This window comes from Cellulomonas sp. SLBN-39, from assembly GCF_006715865.1.
GTDB lineage: Bacteria > Actinomycetota > Actinomycetes > Actinomycetales > Cellulomonadaceae > Cellulomonas.
The window spans coordinates 3,668,918-3,692,125 of record NZ_VFOA01000001.1; the positions used below are offsets into that span (position 1 = coordinate 3,668,918).

Consider the following 23,208-nt stretch of genomic DNA (forward strand, 5'->3'; position numbering starts at 1 on the left):
GGGGGTCAGACCTGCACGCGGTCGCGCACCGCGGCGACGATCCGCTCGACCGCCTCGTCGACGGGCACGCCGTTGTCCTGGCGGCCGTCGCGGTACCGGAACGAGACGGCTCCCGCCTCGGCGTCCTCGCCGCCCGCGATGAGCACGAACGGGATCTTCTGCGTGCTGGCGTTGCGGATCTTCTTGCCGAACCGGTCGTCGGACCGGTCGACCTCGGCGCGGATCCCCAGGGCGCGCAGGCGCTGCACGACGTCGTCGAGGTACGGCTCGAACGGCTCGGCGACGGGCACGGCCAGCACCTGCACGGGCGCGAGCCAGGCGGGGAACGCCCCGGCGTAGTGCTCGGTCAGCACCGCGAAGAACCGCTCGATCGAGCCGAACAGCGCCCGGTGGATCATGACCGGCCGCTGCCGGCTGCCGTCGGGGGCCGTGTACTCGAGCTCGAACCGCTCGGGCAGGTTGAAGTCGAGCTGGATCGTCGACATCTGCCAGGTCCGCCCGATCGCGTCCTTCGCCTGGACGGAGATCTTCGGGCCGTAGAACGCGGCGCCGCCCGGGTCGGGCACGAGGTCGAGGCCCGAGGCCTCGGCGACCTCGCGCAGCGTGTCGGTGGCCTCCTGCCACACCTCGTCCGAGCCGACGGACTTCTCGGGGTTCTTCGTCGACAGCTCGAGGTAGAAGTCGTCGAGGCCGTAGTCCTTGAGCAGGTCGAGGACGAAGGTGAGCAGGCTGGTCAGCTCGTCCTTCATCTGCTCGCGGGTGCAGTAGATGTGCGCGTCGTCCTGGGTGAAGCCGCGGGCGCGGGTCATGCCGTGCACGACGCCCGACTTCTCGTACCGGTAGACCGTGCCGAACTCGAAGAGCCGCAGCGGCAGCTCGCGGTACGAGCGGCCGCGCGCGGCGAAGATCAGGTTGTGCATCGGGCAGTTCATGGGCTTGAGGTAGTAGTTCTGCCCGGCCCGGCGCACGTGGCCCTCGGCGTCGCGCTCCTCGTCGAGCTGCATGGGCGGGTACATGCCGTCGGCGTACCAGTCCAGGTGCCCGGAGATCTGGAAGAGCTGCTCCTTGGTGATGTGCGGGCTGTTGACGAACGAGTAGCCCGCCTGCACGTGCCGGCGGCGCGAGTACTCCTCCATCTCCATGCGGATGATCCCGCCCTTGGGGTGGAACACCGCCAGGCCCGACCCGATCTCCTCGGGGAACGAGAACAGGTCGAGCTCGTTGCCCAGCTTGCGGTGGTCGCGCCGCTCCGCCTCGGCGATCCGGTCGAGGTACGCCTTGAGCTCGTCCTTGGTCGGCCACGCGGTGCCGTAGACGCGCTGCAGCTGCGGGTTCTTCTCCGAGCCGCGCCAGTACGCCGCGGCGGACCGGGTCAGCTGGAAGCCGTTGCCGATGAGGCGGGTGCTGGGCAGGTGCGGGCCGCGGCACAGGTCCTGCCACACGACGGCCTCGGACTCGCGTCCGGCGCCGCGCACGTTCTGGTAGATCGACAGCCCGCCGAGGCCGACCTCGACGGACGCGCCGTCGGTGCTGCCGGCGTCGCCCTTCAGGCCGATCAGCTCGAGCTTGTAGGGCTCGGCGGCGAGCTCCTCGCGCGCCTGGGCCTCGGTGACCTCCCACCGCCGGAAGGTCTGCCCCTCCTTGACGATGCGCCCCATGACCTTCTCGACGGCCTTGAGGTCCTCGGGGGTGAACGGGGTCTCGACGTCGAAGTCGTAGTAGAAGCCGTCGGTGATCGGCGGGCCGATGCCCAGGCGCGCCGACGGGTTGACCTCCTGCACGGCCTGCGCCAGGACGTGGGCGGCGGAGTGCCGCAGCACGGCGAGCCCGTCGGGCGAGCCGATCGTGACGGCCTCCACGACGGACCCGGCGGGCAGCTCCACCGCGAGGTCCTTCAGCTCCCCGTCGACGCGGACGACGACGACGTCACGGCGGTCGGCGAACAGCGTCGTCCCCGTGGTGCCCGCCTCCACCTGGGTCGCGACTCCGTCGACGGTCAGGGCGATGCTCTCGGGCACGTGCGTGGCTCCTCGTGGTGCGCCCGCGCCGCACAGGTCGCGGCGGTGTCGGCGGTCGCCGAGCCGGGCGTGGTCGATGCTACCGACCCGGCCGTCCCCGTCCGCACGGATCGCCGCGCCGGTGGCACGGCGCGACGGCGGCGGCGGCGCACCGCACCGCGTCAGCGGGGCCCGTCGGGGACGTGCGCGACGTCGGCGAGCCAGGCGGCCGCGCTCGCGTCGGAGGGCATCCGCCAGTCCCCGCGCGGCGACATCGTGCCGCCCGCGCTGACCTTCGGCCCGTTCGGCAGCGCCGACCGCTTGAACTGGCTGGCGAAGAACCGGCGCACGAACACCTCGAGCCACCGCCGGACCGTCGGCAGGTCGTAGGCGGCGCGGGCGTCCACGGGGAAGCCGGGCGGCCACGCGCCGGCCTGCGCGTCTCGCCACGCGTGCCAGGCCAGGAACGCGACCTTGCGCGGACGCGTGCCGTGCCGCAGCACCTGGTAGAGCGTGAAGTCCTGCAGCGCGTACGGCCCGACCACGTCCTCCGTGCGCTGCAGCGGCTCGCCCTCGCGGGCCGGCACGAGCTCGGGCGAGATCTCCTGGTCCAGCACCCGGCCCAGCACCTCGTTCGTCTCGGCGCCGAAGTGGTCCTCGGCGATCACCCAGCGGATGAGGTGCTGGATGAGCGTCTTGGGCACGCCCGCGTTGACCGCGTAGTGCGACATCTGGTCGCCGACGCCGTACGTGCACCAGCCCAGCGCGAGCTCGGAGAGGTCGCCGGTGCCCAGCACGATCCCGCCGCGCTGGTTCGCGGCCCGGAACAGGTAGTCGGTCCGCAGCCCGGCCTGCACGTTCTCGAAGGTGACGTCGTAGACCTCGGCACCGGTGCCCGCGGGGTGCCCGAGGTCCGCGAGCACCTGACGCGCCGCCGGACGGATGTCGATCTCCTCGGCGGTCGTGCCGAGCGCCCGCATGAGGGCCCAGGCGCTGCTGCGGGTCGTCTCGCTCGTGGCGAAGCCGGGCATCGTGAACGCGAGCACGTCGCTGCGCGGGCGCCCGAGCCGGTCCATCGCCCGCGCCGCGACGATCAGCGCGTGCGTGGAGTCCAGCCCGCCCGAGACGCCGATGACGACCTTGGCGTCGCCGACGGCCCGCAGCCGCTGCTCGAGCCCCGAGACCTGGATGTTGTAGGCCTCGTAGCAGTCGAGCGCGAGACGCTGCGGGTCGTCGGGCACGAAGGGGAACCGGTCGACGGTGCGCCGCAGCCCGACGTCCCCCGCGGGCGGGGCGAGCGCGAAGGTCACCCGCCGCAGGTCCGTGCCCGCGGGCGCGAGGCCGCTCGCCCGCCGGTTGTCGTCGAACGTGCCCGTGCGCATGCGCTCGGACCGCAGCCGGTCCAGGTCGACGTCCGCGACCGCGGTGCGCGGCCCGTCGGGGAACCGCTCCGTCTCGGCCAGCAGGTCGCCGAGCTCGTAGACCATGGTCTGCCCGTCCCAGGACAGGTCGGTCGTCGACTCCCCCTGCCCGGCCGCCGCGTACACGTAGGCGGCCTGGCACCGGGCCGACGCCGACCGCACGAGCAGCCGGCGGTCCTCGGCGCGGGCCACCGTCACCGGGCTGCTCGAGAGGTTCACCAGGACCGTCGCGCCGGCGAGCGCGGCCGTGGCGCTCGGCGGCACGGGCACCCACATGTCCTCGCACACCTCGACGTGCAGCACGAGGCCCGGCACGTCCTCGGCCTCGAAGAGCAGGTCGGGGCCGACGGGGACCCGCTGCCCCGCGACGGTGGTCGTGCCGCGCACCTCGTCGCCGGGGGCGAACCAGCGCCGCTCGTAGAACTCCCGGTAGGTGGGGAGGTGGGACTTGGGCGCGACGCCGAGCACGCGACCCCGGTGGACCACGACGGCGGCGTTGAGCAGGCGGCTGCCGTGCCGCAGGGGTGCGCCGACCACGAGCACGGGCATCAGGTCCACGGACGCGTCCACCAGGGTGCGCAGGGCGTCCTCGACGGCGTCGAGCAGCACGTCCTGCAGGAAGAGGTCGTCGAGGGCGTACCCGGACAGGCACAGCTCGGGGAAGACCGCGACGGCCACGGCGTCGTCGTGGCAGGCCCGCGCCGCGTCGAGCACGGCGGCGACGTTGGCCGCGGGGTCCGCGACGGTGACCGGGACGGTGCACGCGGCGACGCGCGCGAACCCGTGGGCGTAGGCCGAGAAGAAGTCCACGTCAGGAGTCTTCCACGGGCCAGGCAGGGGCAGCGGGCGAGCACGGAACGAGGGGGAACGCACGACAGCCCCGGCGGGGCCGGGGCTGTCGTGTCCTGCGACGGTGGGCGATACTGGGTTCGAACCAGTGACCTCCTCGGTGTGAACGAGGCGCTCTACCACTGAGCCAATCGCCCGTCGCGCACCACCCGTGGGCGGCGTGCGCAGACGATGCTAGCCCAAGTCGGGACGACTTCCGAACCGGGCGCCGGACGGCGCGCCGACGGGCCGACGGGTGGCCGGCGGGCCGTCGGTCGGGGGCGGCGCCACCCGTCCGGACGACACGCCGGGCGCGGGACAGCCGAACGGCTCTTGCACACGTCCGGGTGAAGCGCAAGGCTCGCACCAGCACGGACACCGTCGTCGCAAACGTTTCAGTCCCCGGGCCCTTGCGTCCGGGCGGGTGAACTCCACCTGCTGGCAGGTCCTAACCGGCCGCTGGCCTGCCATGATGGTCCGGCACGAGCAGCCGCGCTCGCAGCACATGACAGGAGGACCCGATGACAGACTCGTCGTACGACGTCGTCGAGGTCGTCGCCATGCAGCTCATCGGGTCCGACGCGAGCGTCATCCCCGTCTCCGCCGAGCTGTCCTTCCGGACGAGCGACCCGTACACGGTCCGTGCCGTCTTCACCGGTGCCCACACGATGTCGACCTGGCTGCTCGGGCGCGAGCTCCTCGCGCAGGGCGTGCACGCCACGGCCGACGCCCCCGCCGGCACCGGCGACGTGCAGGTCTGGCGAGACGACGACCCCGACTACACGCTCGTGTCGCTGAGCGGCGTGGAGGGCAGCGCCCTCCTGGCCGCCCCGACCGAGCCGTTCGTGCGGTTCCTGACGGCGACCGAGTCGCTCGTGCCCGTGGGGGCCGAGTCCGACCGCATGGAGGGCGAGATCTCCGCCCTCATCGCGGCGCTGCTCACCGCCTGACGCCACCGCACCACGACCCCGGCCGGCCCGCACCTCGTGCGTGGCCGGCTGTCGTGCGTCCCGGCGCCGTCCGCGGACGGCGCCGGGCCCGCCGCGAGGCGTCAGGGGTCGAGGTCGTCCGCCATCCGCGCCTCGACCAGCGCGCGGACCTGCTGCGACAGCTCCCCCGCCGCGACGGGCGTGCCGTCGAGCTCGACCACGGGCGTGACGTTGCGGATGGACCCGGTCAGGGCGAGCCCGGCGCGCCCCGCGACGACCTCGTCGAGGACCGACCAGGGCAGCTCGGTCGGCGCCGCCTCGCGCACGGGCAGGCCCTCCTGCGCGGACCACTCGAGCACGAGGGCCCGCGTGATGCCCGCGAGGCAGCCCGTCTCGAGCGACGGCGTGAGGAGCTCTCCCCCCGTCTCGACGAAGACGTTGGACCCGGTGCCCTCGCTCAGGCGCCCCCGGGTGTCGGCGAGGAGCGCCTCGTCGGCGCCCGCGGCCGTCGCCCGGCCGAGCGCGACGACGTTCTCGCCGTAGGACGTGGTCTTGAGCCCGGCCAGGGGCGACCGCTCGTTGCGGACCCACGGCACGCGGACGGCGCGCGACGTGCGCAGCCCGGACGCCGGGGCGGCCACGACCACGACGGTGGGGCGCTGCTCGGCGGGGGCGAACCGGCCCGAGCCCATCGGCCCGGGGCCGCCGGTCACGGTGATCCGCAGGCGTCCCGCGTCGGACCCGGCCGCCGCTAGCACCGCGTCGACGCCCTCGCGGACCTCGTCGAGCGGCAGCGGCGGCAGGCCCAGACCGCGCGCGGACGCCTGCAGCCGGGCGAGGTGCCGGGTCAGGGCGAACGCACGACCGCCGACGACGGCGCAGGTCTCGAAGACCCCGTCGCCGACGGTGAGCCCGTGGTCGACCGCCGTCAGGACGGGCTCGTCAGGTCCTCGCAGCCGGCCGCCGGCCCAGATCGTCGTCACCACGCGGTCATCCTGCCACCCCGGGCGGGGGTGCCCCGGTCGAGGCCAGGGCGACGAGACGGGAGGCCTTGAGCTCGGTCTCGTCCCACTCCTGCTCGGCGTCGCTGCCCCAGGTGATCCCGGCACCCGTGCCGAACCGGAGCACGCCGTCGGACCACCAGAACGTGCGGATGGCCACGGCGAGCTCGGCGCGCAGGGTGCCGTCCTCGTCGACGCGGGCCCAGCCGACGAGGCCGCAGTAGGGGCCGCGCGGCACGGGCTCGAGCGCGGTCAGCAGCCGCAGGGCCGAGCTCTTGGGCGCGCCGGAGACCGACCCGGGCGGGTACGTCGCGTCCAGCAGGTCGGCCAGCAGGGTCCCGGCCGGGCGACGCGGGTCGAGGAGGTCGCCCGCCACGGTCGAGACGAGGTGCACCAGGCCGGGGTGCTGCTCGACGGCGAGCAGGTGCTCGACGCGCACGGTCCCGGGACGGCACACCTGCTGCAGGTCGTTGCGGACGAGGTCGGTGATCATGACGTTCTCGGCGCGGTCCTTGGCGCTGAGCCCGGCGGGCGTGCGGGCGGTGCCCTTGATCGGCGCCGACGTGACCACGCCGTCCTGGACGCGCAGGAACAGCTCGGGCGACGCCGTGACGACCCAGCAGGCCGGCACGGGCCCGCCGGCCGGCACGTGCACGCCCCCGCCGTAGGGCGCGGGGTTGCCGTCGGCGAGCCGGGCACCGAGGGCCCGCGCGTCCGGGTCCCCCGGCAGCGGCGCGGCCAGCACACGGCAGAGGTTGGCCTGGTAGACGTCGCCGGCGCGGATGCGCGCACGGACCGCGTGGACCGCGTCGACGTAGGCGGGCCCGTCCAGGGACGTGGCCCACGACTCCGGCGCGGGCCCGCGCCACTCCCCCGCCGCCGACGCGCCGGGGAGGTCGGGAGCGCTCCGCACGTCGGCGAACCGCCATGCGTCCACCTGCCCCTCGAACGTGCCCACGAGGGCCCACCAGCCGGGCCCCAGCCGATCGGGGTCCGCCCGCACCTCCACGTGCTCGACGACGCCGCGCGCGTGCACGCCCGCGAACCAGGCCTCCCCCGGGGCGACGGCACCGTCCCCGCCCGGACGGGGACGGAAGGCGGAAGCAGGCTCGGGCACGGCCCCAACCTACCGAGCCGCTCGGGTGCGCCTCCCGCGCCGTCCCGCGGCAGCGGCGCGACGCGACCGTCGCCGCAGACGCCGGAGGCGACCCGCTGACCTGGGCAGAGACCATCAGCAGGGCTCCGCGAGGTACCGCGCAGCGCCCGCGTCACCCCTCTGCCGGGGTCCGGTTGGACTCTTCCCGAGATCGTGGTCTAGAGTCTTCGACGCACCACGGAACGCCGGTGAAACGGCAGGAAGTGGCAGTGCGGACGTGGCTCAGTGGTAGAGCATCACCTTGCCAAGGTGAGGGTCGCGGGTTCGAATCCCGTCGTCCGCTCGGAGGATTTCCTGGTCGGCTCCTGAGCCGTTGAGGACTCCGGTCTCACCGGTGGAGTGGCCGAGTGGCTAGGCAGCGGCCTGCAAAGCCGTCCACACGGGTTCGAATCCCGTCTCCACCTCGGCTTTCACCACCGCATGGGCGATTGGCGCAGCGGTAGCGCGCTTCCCTGACACGGAAGAGGTCACTGGTTCGATCCCAGTATCGCCCACCAGCTCGAATGCATGACAGAGCCCGTTCCGGAGTATTCCGGGACGGGCTTTCTGCTGCCCGCCCGCCGAGGCACGCGGCCCGCGCGACCCCTCGCCGATCACCACGGTGCGGCGCCGGGCTCCCGCCGGGGCTCCGGCGGCCGGGACCCGGTGACAGCCGGCACTCCGCAGCGCGTCACGGGCCGGGTGCAGCACTCCCCGGCCCGTGACGTCGGTCACGCCGGCAGGGGTGCGGCGGCGGGGCTGCCGTCGGGGGCGAGCACCTGCGTCGAGGTCGGGGTGGGGCGGGTGTCGGGCACGGGTGGGCCCCAGACGGGGTTGCCGTCGGCGTCGAAGGGCAGGACCTGGGCGCGGGCGTGCCGGTTGGGGTCGCGCAGGGGGTCGCCGACGATCTCGGTGTAGGTGCGTGCGTGGTAGACGAGCACGACCCGACCGTCGGGGGTCTGCGTGAACGAGTTGTGGCCGGGGCCGTACTGGCCGTTCTCGGGCGAGGACACCACGACCGGGTCGGGGTGCTTGGTCCAGGACGCGGGGTCGAGCAGGTCGGCGTCGGCGGAGGCCGTGAGCAGGCCCATCGCGTAGTCCACGCCCGTCGCGGCCCCGGAGTACGTGAGGAAGACCCGGCCGTCGCGCACGAGCACCGCGGGGCCCTCGTTGACCCAGAAGCCCTTGACCTCCCAGTCGTGCTCGGGGCGGCTGAGCAGGACCGCGGGCCCGGCGAGGGTCCAGGGGTTCGCCATGGGGGCGATGTAGAGGTTGGAGTGCCCGCGGATCGTCACGTCCTGCTGGGCCCACACGAGGTACTGGCGGCCGTCGAGGACGACGCTCGTGGCGTCGAGGGCGAAGGACTCCCAGCCGGTGTCGACCTGCCCGCGCTCGACCCAGGTGCCCGTCAGGGGGTCGGGCGAGGCGTTCTCCAGGACGAAGACACGGTGGTTGAACGTGGGCGCGGCCCCGGGCGCGTCGGCGCGGCCCTCCTCGTCGGGCGCGGCGGCGAAGTAGACGTACCAGCGGCCGTCGACGCGGTGCAGCTCCGGCGCCCAGACCAGGCGGGAGGTCGGGCCGGCGGCCGGCGGCTGCCAGATGGTCGTCTCCGGCGCGGCCTGGAGGTCCTCGAGCCGGTCGGCGACGCGCAGGACGATGCGGTCGTAGTCCGGGTGGGACGCGGTGAACCAGTACCGGCCCTCGTGCCGGAGCACCCAGGGGTCGGCGCGCTGCAGCACGATCGGGTTGACGTCCACGGGATCGCTCACTCTCTCTTCAACGTTGTAGGTGCAACGTTGTAGAACATCCCGCGCCGTGCGGCCGGGTGTCAACCCCGACCGCCGCCACCTGTGGACCCGCAGGTCAGCACCCGGCGACCTGCTCCAGGATCTCGCGCAGCGCGCGCGCCGCCGGCGACCCGAGGCCCGACGTGCGCTGGGCGGTGAACACCGTCCGGCACGGTCTGCCCGGCAGGTCGACGAGCCGGCACGTCGTGGTGCGGCCCCGCCAGACCAGGTCCGGCAGCAGCGCGACCGCGTTGCCCGACTCGACCAGGCGGATCTGCGTCTGCAGGTCCGCGCTCTCGTGACGCACGTCGGGCTCGAACCCCGCCGTCCGGCACAGCTGCTCGGCGAAGTGCCGCGACGCCGTGCCGCGCGGCTCCATCACCCAGGGCACCTGCGCGGCGCCCGCCAGGTCCCGCACGCGCCAGGGCGCCACGCCGACCGGCGGCAGGGTCAGCCGGATCACGTCCGACGTCAGGTCGCGCCGGTCCAGGCCCGGCCACCACGGCGCGGCGTGCGCGGGGTACTGCTCCGCGACCACCATGTCGAAGTCCCGCGCCCACGTCTCGTGCAGGGCCTGCTCGGGCTCGCGCTGGACCATCTCGACGCGGACCTGGGGGTGCGTCTCGGCCATCAGGCGCAGGGCCGCGGGCATCAGCGCGAGCGCCACCGACTGGAACACCGCGACCCGGACCGTCCCGCGGACCTCCGTGAGGGACGCGGCCAGCTCGGCCTCGGCCCGCTCGATCGTCGCGAGCAGCTCGTCGGTCGCCGCGACCAGCACCTCCGCCTGCGGCGTCAGCTGCACGCCCCGGCCCGCCTTGCGCAGCAGCACCATGCCCGTCTCGCGCTCGAGCTGGCTCAGCTGCTGCGAGACGGCCGACGGGCTGTAGCTCAGCGCCTGGGCGACGGCCGCCAGGGTGCCGCGCACCGCGAGCTCGCGCAGGATGACCAGACGACGCACGTCGAGCACGGCGGACCTCCGACTCATCAGCTCAGGTGACGAACACTATGCGCAAACAGTCGCTGTTCCTGACGGCTCGACCCGCCGCAGAATGGCCGCACGCGGCACCGGGCCGCGTCCGCCCAGGTCAGAGCGAGGCACCATGACGTCCCCCAGCACCCTGCACACCCCCGCCGGCGCCGACGCCACCGACCCCGCGCTCGCGCAGGAGGCCGTCGCCCTCGTGCGGCGCTGGCTGCACGAGGCCGCCGCCCACCCCGTCGACCCCTCGGCCGCCCAGCTCGCCGCCGCGCTCAAGGACCCCGAGGGGCTCCCCTTCGTCGTCGGGTTCGTCGACGGCGTCGTGCGCCCCGAGGACCGACGCGTCGCCGCCCGCACCCTGCGCGAGCTGTCCCGCCGCTCCCCCGCGTTCCTGCCCGCCCCCCTGCGGGCCGCGCTGCGCGTCGGCGGTGCCGTGGCACCCGCCCTGCCCGACGTCGTCGTGCCCGTCGCCCGGCGCGTGCTGCGCGAGATGGTCGGCCACCTCGTCGTCGACGCGAGCGACCGCGCCCTGGGCCGGGCGATCGCCCGCGTGCGGCGCGACGGCGTGCGCCTCAACGTCAACCTGCTCGGCGAGGCCGTGCTGGGCCGGCGGGAGGCCGACCGGCGTCTGGCCGGGACGCGGCGCCTGCTGGCCCGCGACGACGTCGACTACGTGTCGATCAAGGTCTCCGCGACCGACGCCCCGCACAGCGCGTGGTCGTTCGACGAGACCGTCGCCGAGGTCGTGGAGCACCTCGCCCCCCTCTTCGCGCTCGCCGCGTCCTCCCCCACCCCGAAGTTCGTCAACCTCGACATGGAGGAGTACAAGGACCTCGACCTCACGGTCGCGGTGTTCACGCGGCTGCTCGACCGCCCCGAGCTCGAGCGGCTCGAGGCCGGGATCGTCCTGCAGGCGTACCTGCCGGACGCGCTCGCCGCGATGCAGCACCTGCAGTCCTGGGCGGCGGAGCGCCGGGCCCGCGGCGGGGCCGGCATCAAGGTCCGCCTCGTCAAGGGCGCGAACCTGCCCATGGAGCAGGTCGAGGCCGAGCTGCACGGGTGGCCGCTGGCCACCTGGGGCACCAAGCAGGACACCGACACGAGCTACAAGCGCGTGCTGGACTGGGCGCTGCACCCCGAGCGCGTGGCCAACGTGCGCCTGGGCGTGGCCGGGCACAACCTCTTCGACGTCGCGTACGCGTGGCTGCTGGCCGGCCGGCGGGGCGTGCGGCACGCCGTGGAGATGGAGATGCTGCTGGGCATGGCCCAGGGGCAGGCCGAGGCCGTGCTGCGCGAGGTCGGCGGGCTGCTGCTCTACACGCCCGTCGTGCACCCCCGCGAGTTCGACGTCGCGATCGCCTACCTCATCCGCCGGCTCGAGGAGGGCGCGTCCTCGGCGAACTTCATGTCCGCGGTGTTCGACCTCGACCGCGACGAGGCGCTGTTCGCCCGCGAGCGCGACCGGTTCCTGGCCTCGCTCGCCGCCCTGGACGGTGCCGTGCCCGGGCCGCACCGGGTCGCGGACCGGTACGCGGCGACCCCGCCGGCGGCGCCCGGGGCGTTCGAGAACACCCCGGACACGGACCCGTCGGTGCCGGCGAACCGCGCGTGGGTGCGGGACGTGCTGGCGCGGGTGCCCGGGTCGACGCTCGGGCAGGCGACGATCGAGCGGGCGCGCGTGGACGACGCCGGGACCCTGGACGACGTGCTGCGGTCCGCGCAGGCCGCGGGCCGGGCGTGGGGTGCCCGTCCGGCGTCGGAGCGGGCCGCCGTGCTCGACCGCGCGGGACGGGCGCTCGAGAAGCACCGGGGGCGGCTGCTGGAGGTCATGGCGGCCGAGGCGGGCAAGACCGTCGACCAGGGCGACCCCGAGGTGTCCGAGGCGGTCGACTTCGCGCACTGGTACGCCGAGCTCGCCCGGGGCCTGGCCGACGTCGACGGTGCACGGTTCGTGCCCGCGGCGCTGACGCTGGTGACACCGCCGTGGAACTTCCCCGTCGCGATCCCGGCGGGGTCGACGCTGGCGGCGCTGGCCGCGGGCTCCGCGGTCGTGCTCAAGCCCGCGGGGCCGGCGCAGCGGTGCGGCGCGGTGCTCGCGGAGGTGCTGTGGGAGGCCGGGGTGCCGCGCGACGTGCTGCGTCTCGTCCAGGTCGACGAGCAGGGCCTCGGCCGGGAGCTGGTCGCCCACCCGGCCGTGGACCGGGTGGTGCTCACCGGGGCGTACGAGACGGCCGAGCTGTTCCGCTCGTTCCGGCCCGACCTGCCGCTGCTGGCGGAGACGTCGGGCAAGAACGCGATCGTCGTGACCCCGTCGGCGGACCTCGACCTGGCGGTGCGTGACGTCGTGCAGTCGGCGTTCGGGCACGCGGGCCAGAAGTGCTCGGCGGCGTCCCTGGTGATCCTGGTCGGCTCGGTCGCGCGGTCGCGGCGGTTCCGCGACCAGCTGCTCGACGCGACCGCGTCCCTCGTGGTGGGCCCCGCGCACGACCCGCGCACGCAGATGGGGCCGTTGGTCGAGCCCGCCGCGGGCAAGCTCCTCGACGGGCTGACCCGGCTGGACGCCGGCGAGCGGTGGGCCCTCGCCCCGCGGCGGCTGGACGAGGAGGGGCGGCTGTGGACGCCGGGGATCCGGACCGGGGTGGCCCGGGGGTCGCGCACCCACCTGACGGAGTACTTCGGGCCCGTGCTCGGGGTCATGACGGCCGCCAGCCTGCAGGAGGCGGTCGCGCTGCAGAACGACGTCGCGTACGGGCTCACGGCGGGGCTGCACTCGCTCGACCGGGCCGAGATCGCGACCTGGCTGGGCACCGTCGAGGCGGGCAACCTGTACGTGAACCGCGGCACGACCGGCGCGATCGTGCGCCGGCAGCCGTTCGGCGGGTGGAAGCGGTCGGCGGTGGGTCCCGGGTCCAAGGCGGGCGGGCCGAGCTACCTGATGGGCCTGGGCTCCTGGGAGCCCGGCACCGCGACGCAGGGGGCGCCGGTGGAGCACCCGGACGTGCGCGCGCTCCTCGACGCCGCCGCGGCCGTGCTCGACGCCGCCGACCTGGCGTCCCTGGGGCGGGCGGCCGCGAGCGACGCCCTCGCGTGGGTGGGCCCGCTGGCCCCGCAGGACCCCAGCGGGCTGCGGTGCGAGCGGGACGTGCTGCGGCACCTGCCGCTGCCGGTCCCCGTGCTGGTCCGCGCCGCCGGGGGTGCGCGGACCGTCGACGTGGTGCGCGCGCTCGCCGCCGCGGCCCTCGTGGGGACGCCCGTCGTGGTCTCCGCCGACGCGCCCCTGCCGGTCGCGGTGCCGGGGACGGCCGACGTGCACGTCGAGGACGCCGACGCGTTCGCCGTGCGCGTGGCGGGAGCGGCCGACGCGCACGGCGGGGCGCGCGTGCGGGTCGTCGGGGGCGACGGGGACGCCGCGCCCGCCCTCGCGCATGCCACGGGCGGGCGGCCCGACGTGGCCGTGTGGCACCACCCGGTGACCGAGGCGGGCCGTGTGGAGATCCTGCCGTTCGTCCGCGAGCAGGCCGTGAGCGTGACCGCCCACCGGTTCGGGACGCCCCACGACCTGGTCGACGGCCTGCTGGGCGCCCCGGCGCCGCAGCGCTGAACCACCACGCCCCGCGCACCGGTGACCGTCGGTGCGCGGGGCGTCGTCGCGCCCGGACCCGTGGTGCTCCGGTGCTGGTGAGGGCCCTGTTTGCGTCGGCCGGGGCGCTCGCCTAAGTTGTCGACCCGGGTCAGGACACGGCCCCGCTCGTCCGCACCGACTGGAGCCCTGCCGTGTCCACGACCACTCGCGCCCCCCGCCCGACCCCGCGCCGCGTCCCGTCCCCCGGGTCCGCGCGCGCGTCCTCCACCGCCGCCGCCCCGCCCGCCGGGGACGCCCCCGCGCGGGGCACCGGTGGGGCGGCGGCCGGGGCCGGCACCGCACCGGCGCCCCGCCTGACGGGAAGCCCCGCGCAGGGGACGTGGTGGTGGTCCGACGGCTGCTACGCGCTGCACGGGTTCACGCCCGGGGACGTCGTGCCCACGACCGAGCTGATGCGCGCGCACGTCCACGCCGAGGACCGGCAGCGGTGGTGGGACGCGCTGACCGACGAGGACACGACACCGCGGCAGACCCGCTTCCGCCTGCGGGACGCCGGCGGGCGCGAGCGCACGGTCGTCGGCGTGTGCCGCGGGCTCGGCGACGGCCGCGTGGAGGCCGTGCTCGTGGACCTCACCTCGGCGGTCGCGGCCGAGGGCGCCCGGCTCGCCACGGAGCAGATCGCGGCGTCGGCGGCGTCGCGGGCGACCATCGAGCAGGCCAAGGGTGTGGTCGCGGCCGCCTACGGGGTCAGCGTGGAGGCGGCGTTCGCCGTGCTGCGCGAGGCGTCCATGCGCAGCAACGTGGGGCTGCGGGCGGTCGCGGCCCGGCTCGTGGCGCACGTGGAGGGGCGGGGCACGCGGGCCGAGGCGCTCGCGGCGGACGTCGCGCCGTTCCTCGTGGAGGTCGCTCCCGCCCGCCCCGGGCAGGACCCGTCCTGAGCCCGGACGGTCGACCCCGAGCGGCGCGGGTCGCCGGTCAGCCCGACCGGGCGACGAACGTCGGGGCGCGCCCCTCGCCACCGACCTGGGCGACGATCTCGCGCGCGAGGTCGCGCAGCTTGACGTTGCGGGTCTGGGACGCGCGGCGCAGCAGGTCGAGCGCGTCGTCGGCGCCGCAGCGGTTCTGCGCCATGACGACGCCGACGGCCTGGTCGATGACGCCGCGGGACTCCAGGGCGGCCTGCAGGTCCGCGGTGCGGCGCGACAGCTCCGTCAGGCGCAGCGAGTAGCCGACGACGCGGCCCAGGTCGGCCGTGAGCCGCTCGATGCGCTCCACGTCGTCCGCGTCCCAGCGGGGCGTCTCGCTGTAGACGTTGATCGCGACGGAGACGTCCGCGTCGACGGGCACGGGGAAGGCCCCCGCGCAGACGAAGCCCGCGTCGACGGCCGCGTCGCGCCACGCCGGCCACCGGTGCTCGGCGGCCAGGTCGGGGATGAGCACGGTCGCGCCCGTGTCCGCCGCCGTCAGGCACGGCCCGGCGTCGGCGGCGTACTCGACCTCGTCGCAGCGGCGCGCGCGGTCGCCGGTCGCCGCGACCGTCGTGGCGTTCCGGCCGCGGCGCAGCGTCACGCTCGTCTCGTTGACCGCGCGCAGCACCGTGGCCGAGGCGTCCGCGAGCGCCTGCACCACGTGCTGCACCTCGGTCGCCCGCACCAGCTCGGCGTGCAGCCGGGCCGTGGTGACCTCGACGGACTCGTCCGTCCCGTCCATCGCCGTCCCTCCCGTGCGCCCGGCGCTGACGCCGGGGTCCTCGGCCCAGACGGTAGCGGAGCGCACGGCCGTCCGCCGCACGGGGGCTGCGCCTCCGGTGGTGCGTCAGGCCGTCAGGACGAGCGCGGTGACGGCGGCGAGCACCACGGGCGCGCACAGCAGCAGGCCCTGCCGGACGACGACGCCGACCGGCACGTGCAGGAGCACCTGCCGGCACCGCTGCCACCACAGGACCGTCGCGAGCGACCCCCAGGGCGTCAGGAGGGGGCCGGCGCCGGTGGCGACGAGCAGCGTCGCGACGCGCAGGGGGTCGCCGCCGGCGACGGGCTCCAGCGCGAGGTAGGCGGGCAGGTTGTTGACGGCGTTCGCGGCGACGACGCCGACGGCCGCGAGCCGCAGCAGCGCGCCGGCGTCGGAGCCGTCGCCGGCCGCGGCGTGCAGCAGGGCGGCCGAGCCCTGCGCGTGCAGGGTCGCCACGACGACGAACAGGCCCGCGACGACGAGGAGGGTGCGCCAGGGCACGAGCTGGGCGGGCGGCACCGGCCAGGGCCGCCGCCGCAGCCGGGTCGCGACCACGAGGACGACCGCCGCGACCCCCGCCGCGAGGAACGGCTCGACGCCCGCGACGAACGCGGCCGCCATCGCCGCGGTGACGACCGCCGCGAGGACCAGCAGCGCACGGTCGGCGGGGACGGGGCCGGGGGCCAGGTCGAACCGTCCCGCGATCGCCGCGCGGTCGCGCAGGCCCACGATCAGCACCGTGACGAGGACCGCGACGAGCGCGGGCACGGCCATCAGGGCGAGGAAGTCCACCCCCTGGCGGCGCAGGGTGCGGTCGGCGAGCAGGTTCGTCAGGTTCGAGACGGGCAGCAGCAGCGAGGCGGTGTTCGCCAGGGCCAGGACGACGAGGGCGAACGGCAGGGGTCGCGAGCCGGTGCGGCGGGCCAGCGCGACGACGACGGGCGTGACCAGCACCGCGGTGGTGTCGAGCGAGAGCACCGCCGTCGAGGCCGTCGCGACGAGGACGACCAGCAGCCACAGCACGGGACGCCGGCCCCGCGCAGCCCGGGCCGCGAGTCCCGCGGCGGCGTCGAACAGGCCGGCGCCGGCGCACATCTCCGCGACGACGGTCAGCGCCGCGAGGAACGCCAGCACGGGCAGGGTGCGCTCCGCGAGGTCCCGGGCGTCGGCGCCGGGCAGCGCACCGGTGACCACGAGCACGGACGAGACGAGGAGGGCGACGAGCCACCACGGGACACGACGCAGGGCGGCGCTCACAGGGCGTGACGGTACGTGCCGCGGCAGACCGCCGCGCGTCGACACCCCCGGTCGGGCACCGTCGGCGGCGCCCGACCGGGACCGGCGACGTCGGGACCGCGCCGTCGGGACCGCGCCGTCGGGACCGGGTCCGCGGACCGGGTCCGCGGACCGGGACGTCAGGTCGTCGCCGCGACCTCGTCCCGGGTCCAGGTCGCGGCGGCTCGGGCGGCGTGCGCGTCGTACCGGTCCAGCACGATCTGGGCGAGCCGCGGGTCGGGCGCGAGGGCGTCCGTCACGACGTCGGCCCCCGCCTCGAGCACCCGGTCGAGGAAGAACCCGGGCGCGAGCAGGTACGACGCGACCACGACGCGCCCGCCGGGCACCACGCCGGCACGGGCCTGCTCGACCGCGGCGGGCACGCGCGGGTGCGCGCCGGCGCCGAAGCCGACGACGACGTCGCGTCCCAGCCGGGCGGCGAGCCCGTCGGCGACGACCCGCACCGCGTCGGCCGCGGCGGGGTCGCTGGATCCCGCAGCCGCGAGGACGACCGCGTCGTCGGCGGCGATCCCCGCCGCGGCCAGCCGGTCGGCGAGGATCTCCACGAGGCGGGGGTCGGGCCCGAGCGGCCCGGAGGCGGCCGCCCCGGGGCGGTCGACCGCGGCCGCGACGTCGACCTTGGTGTGGAACCCGACGGACAGCAGCAGCGGCACCACGACGGCGGGCGCGGCGGTCAGCGCGTCCGTGACGACGTCGCCGACCTCGGGCTGCTGCACGTCGACGAACGCCTCGCGCACGTCCAGGTCGGGGCGGGCGTGGGCCACGTCGACGAGGATCGACGCGATCGCCGCGCGGCCCGCCCGGCTGTCGGTGCCGTGCGAGCAGCCGACCAGCACGGGCGCGGGGGCGTCGGGGCGGGGGGTGCCGGTCACGTCTGCTCCTGGAGCTCGAGGCGGTAGCCGCGCTTGACGACGGTCTTGACGAGGGCGCGCGAGCCCGTGGCCTCGCGCAGGCGGGCGATCGCGACCTCCGCGGCGTGGGGGTCGGCGGAGTCGCCGGGCAGCGCCGCGAGGACCCGCTCGCGGGGCACGACGGATCCGCGTGCCGAGGCGAGCACCCGCAGCACCTCCAGGCCGGTGCGCGACAGCGGCAGGACGTGGCCGTCGAGGACCGCGGCGGCCCGGTGCACCCGGAGGGGCCCGGCGACGGTGTCGAGGGCCTCCAGACCGCCGTAGTGCGTGACGACGGCGCGCACGAGCGAGCCCAGACGGCCACGGTCCGGCAGGAGCGGGTCGATCCCCTCGTCCTGCAGGGGGCGTGCCGTCACCGGGCCGACCGCGGCGAACACCACGGCGCCCGCGCGGTGCCGGCGGACGATCTGCGCCAGCGTCCCGGCGTCCCGCGCGGCGGCGACCCACGCCGCCGCACCCGGCGCCGAGGTGAACACCACGGTGTCGACGTCGCCGTCGGCGACCGCCCGGGTCGAGGCGGCCACCAGCTCGGGGTCCGGCGGCGGCCCCCACCGGTACACGACCAGGTTGCGCACGCGCGCGCCGGCGACGCGGAACGCCTCGTCCAGCCCGTCCGCGCCGGCGCCGTGGTGCTGGATGACGACGTCGCGGCCGGCGACGCCCTCGTCGAGCAGGACCTCGGCGATCTCCGCGGACGTCTCGGACTCCGCGACCCAGTCGGCGCTCAGGCCCGCGGCCTGGATCGCGCCCCGGGCCTTGGGGCCGCGGGCGATGATCCGGGTGCCCTGGAGGGTCTCGACGAGCCGGTCCGCCAGGCCCGCCGCGTCCGCGGCCTCGATCCAGCCGCGGAAGCCGATGCCCGTGGTCACGACGACGATCTCGGGCGGCTGCGCGAGCACGGTGCGGGTCTGGGCGATCAGCTCGACGTCGTCGGTGTGCGGGATCATGCCCAGCGACGGGGCGTGCCGGATCGTGGCGCCGCGCCGCTGCAGGGCGGCGCTCAGCTCGCCCGCACGCCGGTCGGCGGTCACGAGCACGACGCAGCCGGCGAGCGTCTGGTCGATCATCTCGGCGCTCACCCCGCCATTGTGACGGCCGGCACCGGCTCCGCGTCCAGCAGGCCCGGTGCGGCGACGGCACCGAGCACGATCACGGCCGGTGCGCGGACCCCGCGCTCGGCCGCGGCACGCACGACGTCGTCCAGCGGCGCGCGCGTGACGCGCTGCGCGTCGCACGTGGCCTGCTCGACCAGCGCGACGGGCGTCGAGCCCGGCACCCCGGCCGCGAGCGCGTCCGCGGCGAGCCCGGGCAGCGCACCCACGCCCATGAGCACGACCACGGTGCACGAGGCGTCGCGCAGCCCGGTCAGGGCCGCCGACGACCACCCGTCGGTGCCGTTCATCACGTGCACGGCACCGACCACGCCGCGGTGGGTGAGCGGGATGCCCGCCGCGAGCGGCGCGGCGAACGCGCTGGACACCCCGGGCAGCACGCTGACCGGCACCCCGGCCTCGCGGCACGCGAGGACCTCCTCGCCGCCGCGCCCGTACACGAACGGGTCGCCGCCCTTGAGGCGCACCACGACCCGACCGCGCTGGGCCTGCTCGACGAGGATCCGGTTGATCTCGTGCTGCGGCACCGGGTGGTGCCCGGGGCTCTTGCCGACGTCGACGACCTCGACGTCGGCGGGGAGCTGGTCGAGGACCGGCGTGGGGCCGAGGCGGTCGGCGACGACGACGTCCGCCTCGGCGAGGGCCCGGCGGCCGGCGACGGTCAGCAGGTCGACGTCGCCGGGGCCGCCGCCCACGAGGACGACGCGGCCGGAGCCGGGCACGGGCGGGCGGCGGCGACGCAGGTCGGCGCCGCCGCCGCGGAGCCAGTCGGCGACCGCGTCACGGACCTGCCGCGAGCGGTTCGGGTCCGCCGCGCCGGTCGAGACGACGCCGAGCACGACGTCGCCGGCGCGGGTCTGGGCGGGCGTGCGGGCGGACCCGCGGGCGGCCCGGCGCGGCCCGCCTGCGTCGACGCAGAACACGCGGCGCTCGTGCGCCCAGGCGAGGACGGACTCGTCGGTGGCGCGGTCCCCCGTCGCGGTGTGCACGAGCCACGCCCCGTCGAGGTCGCCGGCCTGGACCTCCGCCTCCCGCCAGTGCACCGCACCGACGGCGACGAGGTCGGCGATCTGCTCGCACACGGCCGGTGCGACGACGAGGACGTCGGCGCCCTCGGCGAGCATCGCCTCGACGCGGCGCGCGGCGACCGGCCCTCCCCCGGCGACGACGACGCGCCGGCCGGCGAGCTCGACGCCCAGCAGCGCGGTCACGGGCGCACCTCGCCGTCGCCCGGGACGCCCGCACGCATCGACCCCGCGCCGTGCGCGTCCACGCCGGTCGGCACCGTCCCGATCTCGACCGTCCCGTCGACGACCCGCACCGGCCACGTGCGCAGGTCGGCCGACGCGCCCGGCACGGGCTGCTTGCCGGCGACGTCGAGGCACACGCCGGTGCGCAGGTCGAACACCTGCTTGTACATGGGCGAGGCCACCGTGGGGACCTCGACGCCGTCGACGTCGCGCGAGCCGACGATCCCGCGGGACAGCACGTGCGCGTCGCTGAACGGGTCGTGCTGCTGCACCGCCAGGACGCGGCCGTCCACGAGGCGGAAGACCGCGACCTGCACGAGCGCGGGCCCGTCGGGCACGAGGGCGGCCGCGCCGCGCTCGGTGGCGAGCACGTCGAGGGGGCACACGGCCACCCAGGTCAGGGTGCGCTGCGGGGCGTCGAGGGTCGTCATGACCGCACCTCCAGGGTCGAGCCGGCGACGAGGACGGGTTCGCCGCGCTCGGCGGCGGCGCGCTCGGCGGCGGTCGCTGGGCGGACCTGCCCCCGTTCGGCGACGTACGCGAGCGACGGGTCGGGCGTGTCGGGGGCGTTGACGAAGGACGCGAACCGGCGCAGCTTCTCCGGGTCGTCGAGGGTGGCGCGCCACTCGTCCTCGTAGTCCTCGACGTGCCGGGCCATCTGCGCGTCGAGGTCCGCGGCGATGCCGAGGGAGTCGTCCATGACGACGGCGCGCACGCCGTCCAGGCCGCCCTCGACCTCCTCGATCCACGGCGCGGTGCGCTGCAGCCGGTCGGCGGTGCGCACGTAGTAGAGGAGGAAGCGGTCGATGGTGCGCACGAGGGTCGGCGTGTCGAGGTCCTCCGCGAGGAGCTTCGCGTGCCGGGGCGTGAACCCGCCGTTGCCGCCGACGTAGACGTTCCAGCCCTTGTCGGTGGCGATGACGCCGACGTCCTTGCCGCGGGCCTCGGCGCACTCGCGCGCGCAGCCCGACACCCCGAGCTTGATCTTGTGCGGCGAGCGCAGGCCCCGGTACCGCAGCTCGAGCATCACGGCCAGCGCGACGGAGTCCTGCACCCCGAACCGGCACCACGTCGACCCGACGCAGGACTTCACGGTGCGCAGCGACTTGCCGTAGGCGTGGCCCGACTCGAACCCGGCGTCGACCAGGCGCCGCCAGATCAGCGGCAGCTGGTCGATGCGGGCGCCGAACATGTCGACCCGCTGCCCGCCGGTGATCTTCGTGTACAGCCCGAAGTCGCGGGCGACCTCGCCGATCGCGATGAGCCCGGCCGGGGTGACCTCGCCGCCGGCCATGCGGGGTACCACCGAGTACGAGCCGTCCTTCTGGAGGTTCGCCATGACGTGGTCGTTGGTGTCCTGCATCGCGGCCCGCTCGCCGTCCAGCACGTGCGCGGGCGCCGTGGTCGCCAGGATCGAGGCGACGGCCGGCTTGCAGATGTCGCAGCCGCGCCCCCCGGCCCGGGTCCCGAACCGCTCGACGACCTCGGTGAACGTGCGGACCCCCGCGACGCGCACGGCGTCGTAGAGCTGGGCCCGCGAGAGCGCGAAGTGCTCGCACAGGGCGGTCGACACCGTGACGCCGAGCTTCTCCAGCTCGGTCGCCATGAGCTTCTTGACCAGCGGCAGGCACGAGCCGCAGCTGGTCCCGGCGCGCGTGCAGGCCTTCACGGCACCGAGGTCGTGGCAGCCCTCGTCGGTCACCGCGTGCCGGATCTGCCCGGCCGAGACGTTGTTGCACGAGCAGACCCCGGCGTCGTCGGGCAGCTCGAGGTCGGGGGCGCCGCCGGTGCCCTCGGGCAGCAGGAACGCCGACGGGTCGCCGGGCAGCTCGCGGCCGAGCATGGGGCGCAGGCTCGCGTACGCGCTCGCGTCGCCGACGAGGACACCGCCGAGGAGGGTGCGCGCGTCGTCGGACAGCACGAGCTTCTTGTAGACCCCCGCGACCGGGTCGGCCCAGACGATCTCCAGCGCGCCGGGCGTGCGGGCGAACGCGTCGCCGAAGCTCGCCACGTCGACGCCCGCGAGCTTGAGCTTGGTCGCCGTGTCGGCGCCGGGGAACGCCGAGACACCCCCGAGCAGCCGGTCGACCGTGATCTCCGCCATCGTGTAGCCGGGGGCGACCAGGCCGATGCAGGCGCCCTGGATGCACGCGACCTCCCCGACCGCGGACACGTCCGGGTCGTCGGTCAGGCACGTGTCGTCCACGACGACACCGCCGCGCGGGCCGATCGTCAGGCCGGCGTCGCGCGCCAGCTCGTCGCGGGGCCGCACGCCCGCGGCCACGACGACGACCTCGGCGTCCATCCGCGTGCCGTCCGCGAGCTCGACCCGGCCGACCCCGCCGCGCCGGTGCTCGTGCACGCGAGTCGTCATCGCCTGCGTGCGCACGCCGATCCCGATGCGGTTGATCAGGCGGCGCAGCGCCTCGCCGCCGCCGAGGTCCACCTGCGCGGACATCAGGTGCGTGTCGACCTGCAGCACCGTGGGGAGCGCCCCGAGCGCGTCGAGCGCGCCGGCGGCCTCCAGGCCCAGCAGGCCGCCGCCGAGGACCACGCCGCGCACCGGGCCGGACCGCTCCGCCTGCAGGTCGTGCACGTACCCGCGCAGCGCCGCGACGTCGTCGAGCGTGCGGTACACGAACACGCCCGGCAGGTCCGCACCCTCCATGGGCGGCACCCACGCGTACGAGCCCGTCGCCAGGACGAGGTGGTCGTAGCCGAACGTGCGGCCGGACGCGGTCGTCACGGACCGGGCGGCCCGGTCGACCGCCACAGCCTTGTCGCCGCGGACCAGCGTGACGAGCGGGTCGTCCCACAGCGCCGGGTCGCCGAGCGCGAGCTCCTCGGGCGAGCGGCCCGAGAAGAAGCTGGTGAGCGCGACCCGGTCGTACGGGCGGCGCGGCTCCTCGGCGAGCACGGTGACGCGCCACGCGCCGGCCGTGTCGCGGTCGCGCAGGGCCTCGACGAGCCGTTGGGCGACCATGCCGCCGCCGACGACGAGCAGGTGACGTGCGTGCATGGGGGGCTCCCTCGTGGGGGTCGGACGGGGGAAGGGCGTCGTCGTCGACGGTAGGGAGAGCGTGTTTCGTCCGGGGGTACGCGGCCGTTACCCCGCCGGAACGCTTTGCGCACACCGCGGCGGGCACGGCTGTGAGGTCGCGGGACCTCGGTCCCCCGACCGCACCGCCACCAGGCCTCGCCCACGGGCGACAGCCACCGCGTCCTGCACGCGGCGCCGGGCTAGC

Annotated in this window: 16 protein-coding genes and 4 tRNA genes; 6 read left to right on the forward strand and 14 right to left on the reverse strand. The window is 75.9% G+C overall.

Features of this window, described 5'->3' with window-relative positions; translation table 11 throughout:
• Positions 1 to 5: 5 nt before the first annotated feature.
• The 3 genes from thrS to FBY24_RS16740 all read right to left on the reverse strand — a co-directional run bounded on the left by thrS (position 6) and on the right by FBY24_RS16740 (position 4,404).
• Positions 6 to 2,018: a threonine--tRNA ligase gene (gene thrS, locus FBY24_RS16730; RefSeq protein WP_142162311.1), complete on the reverse strand. Its 2,013-nt coding sequence runs from the start codon at positions 2,016 to 2,018 to the stop codon at positions 6 to 8.
• Positions 2,019 to 2,179: 161 nt separating this feature from the next.
• Entirely contained in the window at positions 2,180 to 4,228 is a 2,049-nt protein-coding gene (locus FBY24_RS16735) for an NAD(+) synthase (RefSeq protein WP_160158531.1), read from the reverse strand.
• Positions 4,229 to 4,332: 104 nt separating this feature from the next.
• Positions 4,333 to 4,404 (reverse strand) — tRNA-Val (locus FBY24_RS16740).
• A gap of 363 nt (positions 4,405 to 4,767) precedes the next feature.
• Here FBY24_RS16740 and FBY24_RS16745 point away from each other — a divergent pair.
• Complete coding sequence (locus tag FBY24_RS16745; RefSeq protein WP_140459034.1) at positions 4,768 to 5,196, forward strand: SsgA family sporulation/cell division regulator; 429 nt, start codon at positions 4,768 to 4,770, stop codon at positions 5,194 to 5,196.
• 101 nt (positions 5,197 to 5,297) lie between these two features.
• Here the strand turns inward: FBY24_RS16745 and FBY24_RS16750 are convergent, their stop codons facing one another.
• Both FBY24_RS16750 and FBY24_RS16755 read right to left on the reverse strand, forming a co-directional pair.
• Positions 5,298 to 6,161, reverse strand: a complete 864-nt coding sequence (locus FBY24_RS16750) for an aminotransferase class IV (RefSeq protein WP_142162315.1) — start codon at positions 6,159 to 6,161, stop codon at positions 5,298 to 5,300.
• Positions 6,162 to 6,165: 4 nt separating this feature from the next.
• Positions 6,166 to 7,293, reverse strand: coding sequence for a chorismate-binding protein (locus FBY24_RS16755; RefSeq protein WP_142162317.1), 1,128 nt, complete (start codon positions 7,291 to 7,293; stop codon positions 6,166 to 6,168).
• Positions 7,294 to 7,543: 250 nt separating this feature from the next.
• Between FBY24_RS16755 and FBY24_RS16760 the strand changes: the two genes are divergently transcribed.
• The 3 genes from FBY24_RS16760 (at position 7,544) to FBY24_RS16770 (ending at position 7,829) form a co-directional block, all read left to right on the forward strand.
• Positions 7,544 to 7,615 (forward strand) — tRNA-Gly (locus tag FBY24_RS16760).
• Positions 7,616 to 7,665: 50 nt separating this feature from the next.
• Positions 7,666 to 7,736: transfer RNA gene (locus FBY24_RS16765), tRNA-Cys, on the forward strand.
• Positions 7,737 to 7,754: 18 nt separating this feature from the next.
• Positions 7,755 to 7,829: transfer RNA gene (locus FBY24_RS16770), tRNA-Val, on the forward strand.
• Between the two features lie 213 nt (positions 7,830 to 8,042).
• Here the strand turns inward: FBY24_RS16770 and FBY24_RS16775 are convergent.
• The gene (locus FBY24_RS16775; RefSeq protein WP_142162319.1) at positions 8,043 to 9,080 is read right to left on the reverse strand and encodes a family 43 glycosylhydrolase; all 1,038 of its coding nucleotides are present in this window, start codon (positions 9,078 to 9,080) and stop codon (positions 8,043 to 8,045) included.
• A 94-nt stretch (positions 9,081 to 9,174) separates the two neighbouring features.
• Positions 9,175 to 10,068 carry a LysR substrate-binding domain-containing protein gene (locus FBY24_RS16780; RefSeq protein WP_142163677.1) on the reverse strand — a complete coding sequence of 298 codons (894 nt, stop codon included), beginning with the start codon at positions 10,066 to 10,068 and terminating at the stop codon, positions 9,175 to 9,177.
• Positions 10,069 to 10,201: 133 nt separating this feature from the next.
• On the opposite strand from FBY24_RS16780, the gene FBY24_RS16785 reads away from it, so the two are divergent.
• Together FBY24_RS16785 and FBY24_RS16790 are read left to right on the forward strand one after the other, a co-directional pair.
• Complete coding sequence (locus FBY24_RS16785; protein WP_142162321.1) at positions 10,202 to 13,681, forward strand: bifunctional proline dehydrogenase/L-glutamate gamma-semialdehyde dehydrogenase; 3,480 nt, start codon at positions 10,202 to 10,204, stop codon at positions 13,679 to 13,681.
• Positions 13,682 to 13,854: 173 nt separating this feature from the next.
• Positions 13,855 to 14,601, forward strand: a complete 747-nt coding sequence (locus FBY24_RS16790; protein ID WP_142162323.1) for a PAS and ANTAR domain-containing protein — start codon at positions 13,855 to 13,857, stop codon at positions 14,599 to 14,601.
• 37 nt (positions 14,602 to 14,638) lie between these two features.
• Here FBY24_RS16790 and FBY24_RS16795 read toward each other — a convergent pair whose 3' ends face one another.
• From FBY24_RS16795 to nirB, 7 genes are all read right to left on the reverse strand, one after another.
• Positions 14,639 to 15,373 (reverse strand): GAF and ANTAR domain-containing protein, encoded by a 735-nt coding sequence (locus FBY24_RS16795; RefSeq protein WP_142162325.1) that lies wholly within the window; start codon positions 15,371 to 15,373, stop codon positions 14,639 to 14,641.
• A gap of 105 nt (positions 15,374 to 15,478) precedes the next feature.
• Positions 15,479 to 16,651 carry an SLC13 family permease gene (locus FBY24_RS16800; RefSeq protein WP_142162327.1) on the reverse strand — a complete coding sequence of 391 codons (1,173 nt, stop codon included), beginning with the start codon at positions 16,649 to 16,651 and terminating at the stop codon, positions 15,479 to 15,481.
• Positions 16,652 to 16,809: 158 nt separating this feature from the next.
• Complete coding sequence (locus tag FBY24_RS16805) at positions 16,810 to 17,562, reverse strand: sirohydrochlorin chelatase (RefSeq protein WP_255432456.1); 753 nt, start codon at positions 17,560 to 17,562, stop codon at positions 16,810 to 16,812.
• Positions 17,559 to 18,668 carry a uroporphyrinogen-III synthase gene (locus FBY24_RS16810; RefSeq protein ID WP_142163681.1) on the reverse strand — a complete coding sequence of 370 codons (1,110 nt, stop codon included), beginning with the start codon at positions 18,666 to 18,668 and terminating at the stop codon, positions 17,559 to 17,561. Before FBY24_RS16810 ends, FBY24_RS16805 begins: the two co-directional genes overlap by 4 nt.
• A gap of 8 nt (positions 18,669 to 18,676) precedes the next feature.
• Positions 18,677 to 19,924 (reverse strand): uroporphyrinogen-III C-methyltransferase, encoded by a 1,248-nt coding sequence (cobA, locus tag FBY24_RS16815; protein WP_142162329.1) that lies wholly within the window; start codon positions 19,922 to 19,924, stop codon positions 18,677 to 18,679.
• Positions 19,921 to 20,394, reverse strand: a complete 474-nt coding sequence (nirD, locus tag FBY24_RS16820) for a nitrite reductase small subunit NirD (protein WP_142162331.1) — start codon at positions 20,392 to 20,394, stop codon at positions 19,921 to 19,923. Before nirD ends, cobA begins: the two co-directional genes overlap by 4 nt.
• The gene (gene nirB / locus FBY24_RS16825) at positions 20,391 to 22,982 is read right to left on the reverse strand and encodes a nitrite reductase large subunit NirB (RefSeq protein ID WP_142162332.1); all 2,592 of its coding nucleotides are present in this window, start codon (positions 22,980 to 22,982) and stop codon (positions 20,391 to 20,393) included. Before nirB ends, nirD begins: the two co-directional genes overlap by 4 nt.
• Positions 22,983 to 23,208 lie beyond the last annotated feature (226 nt).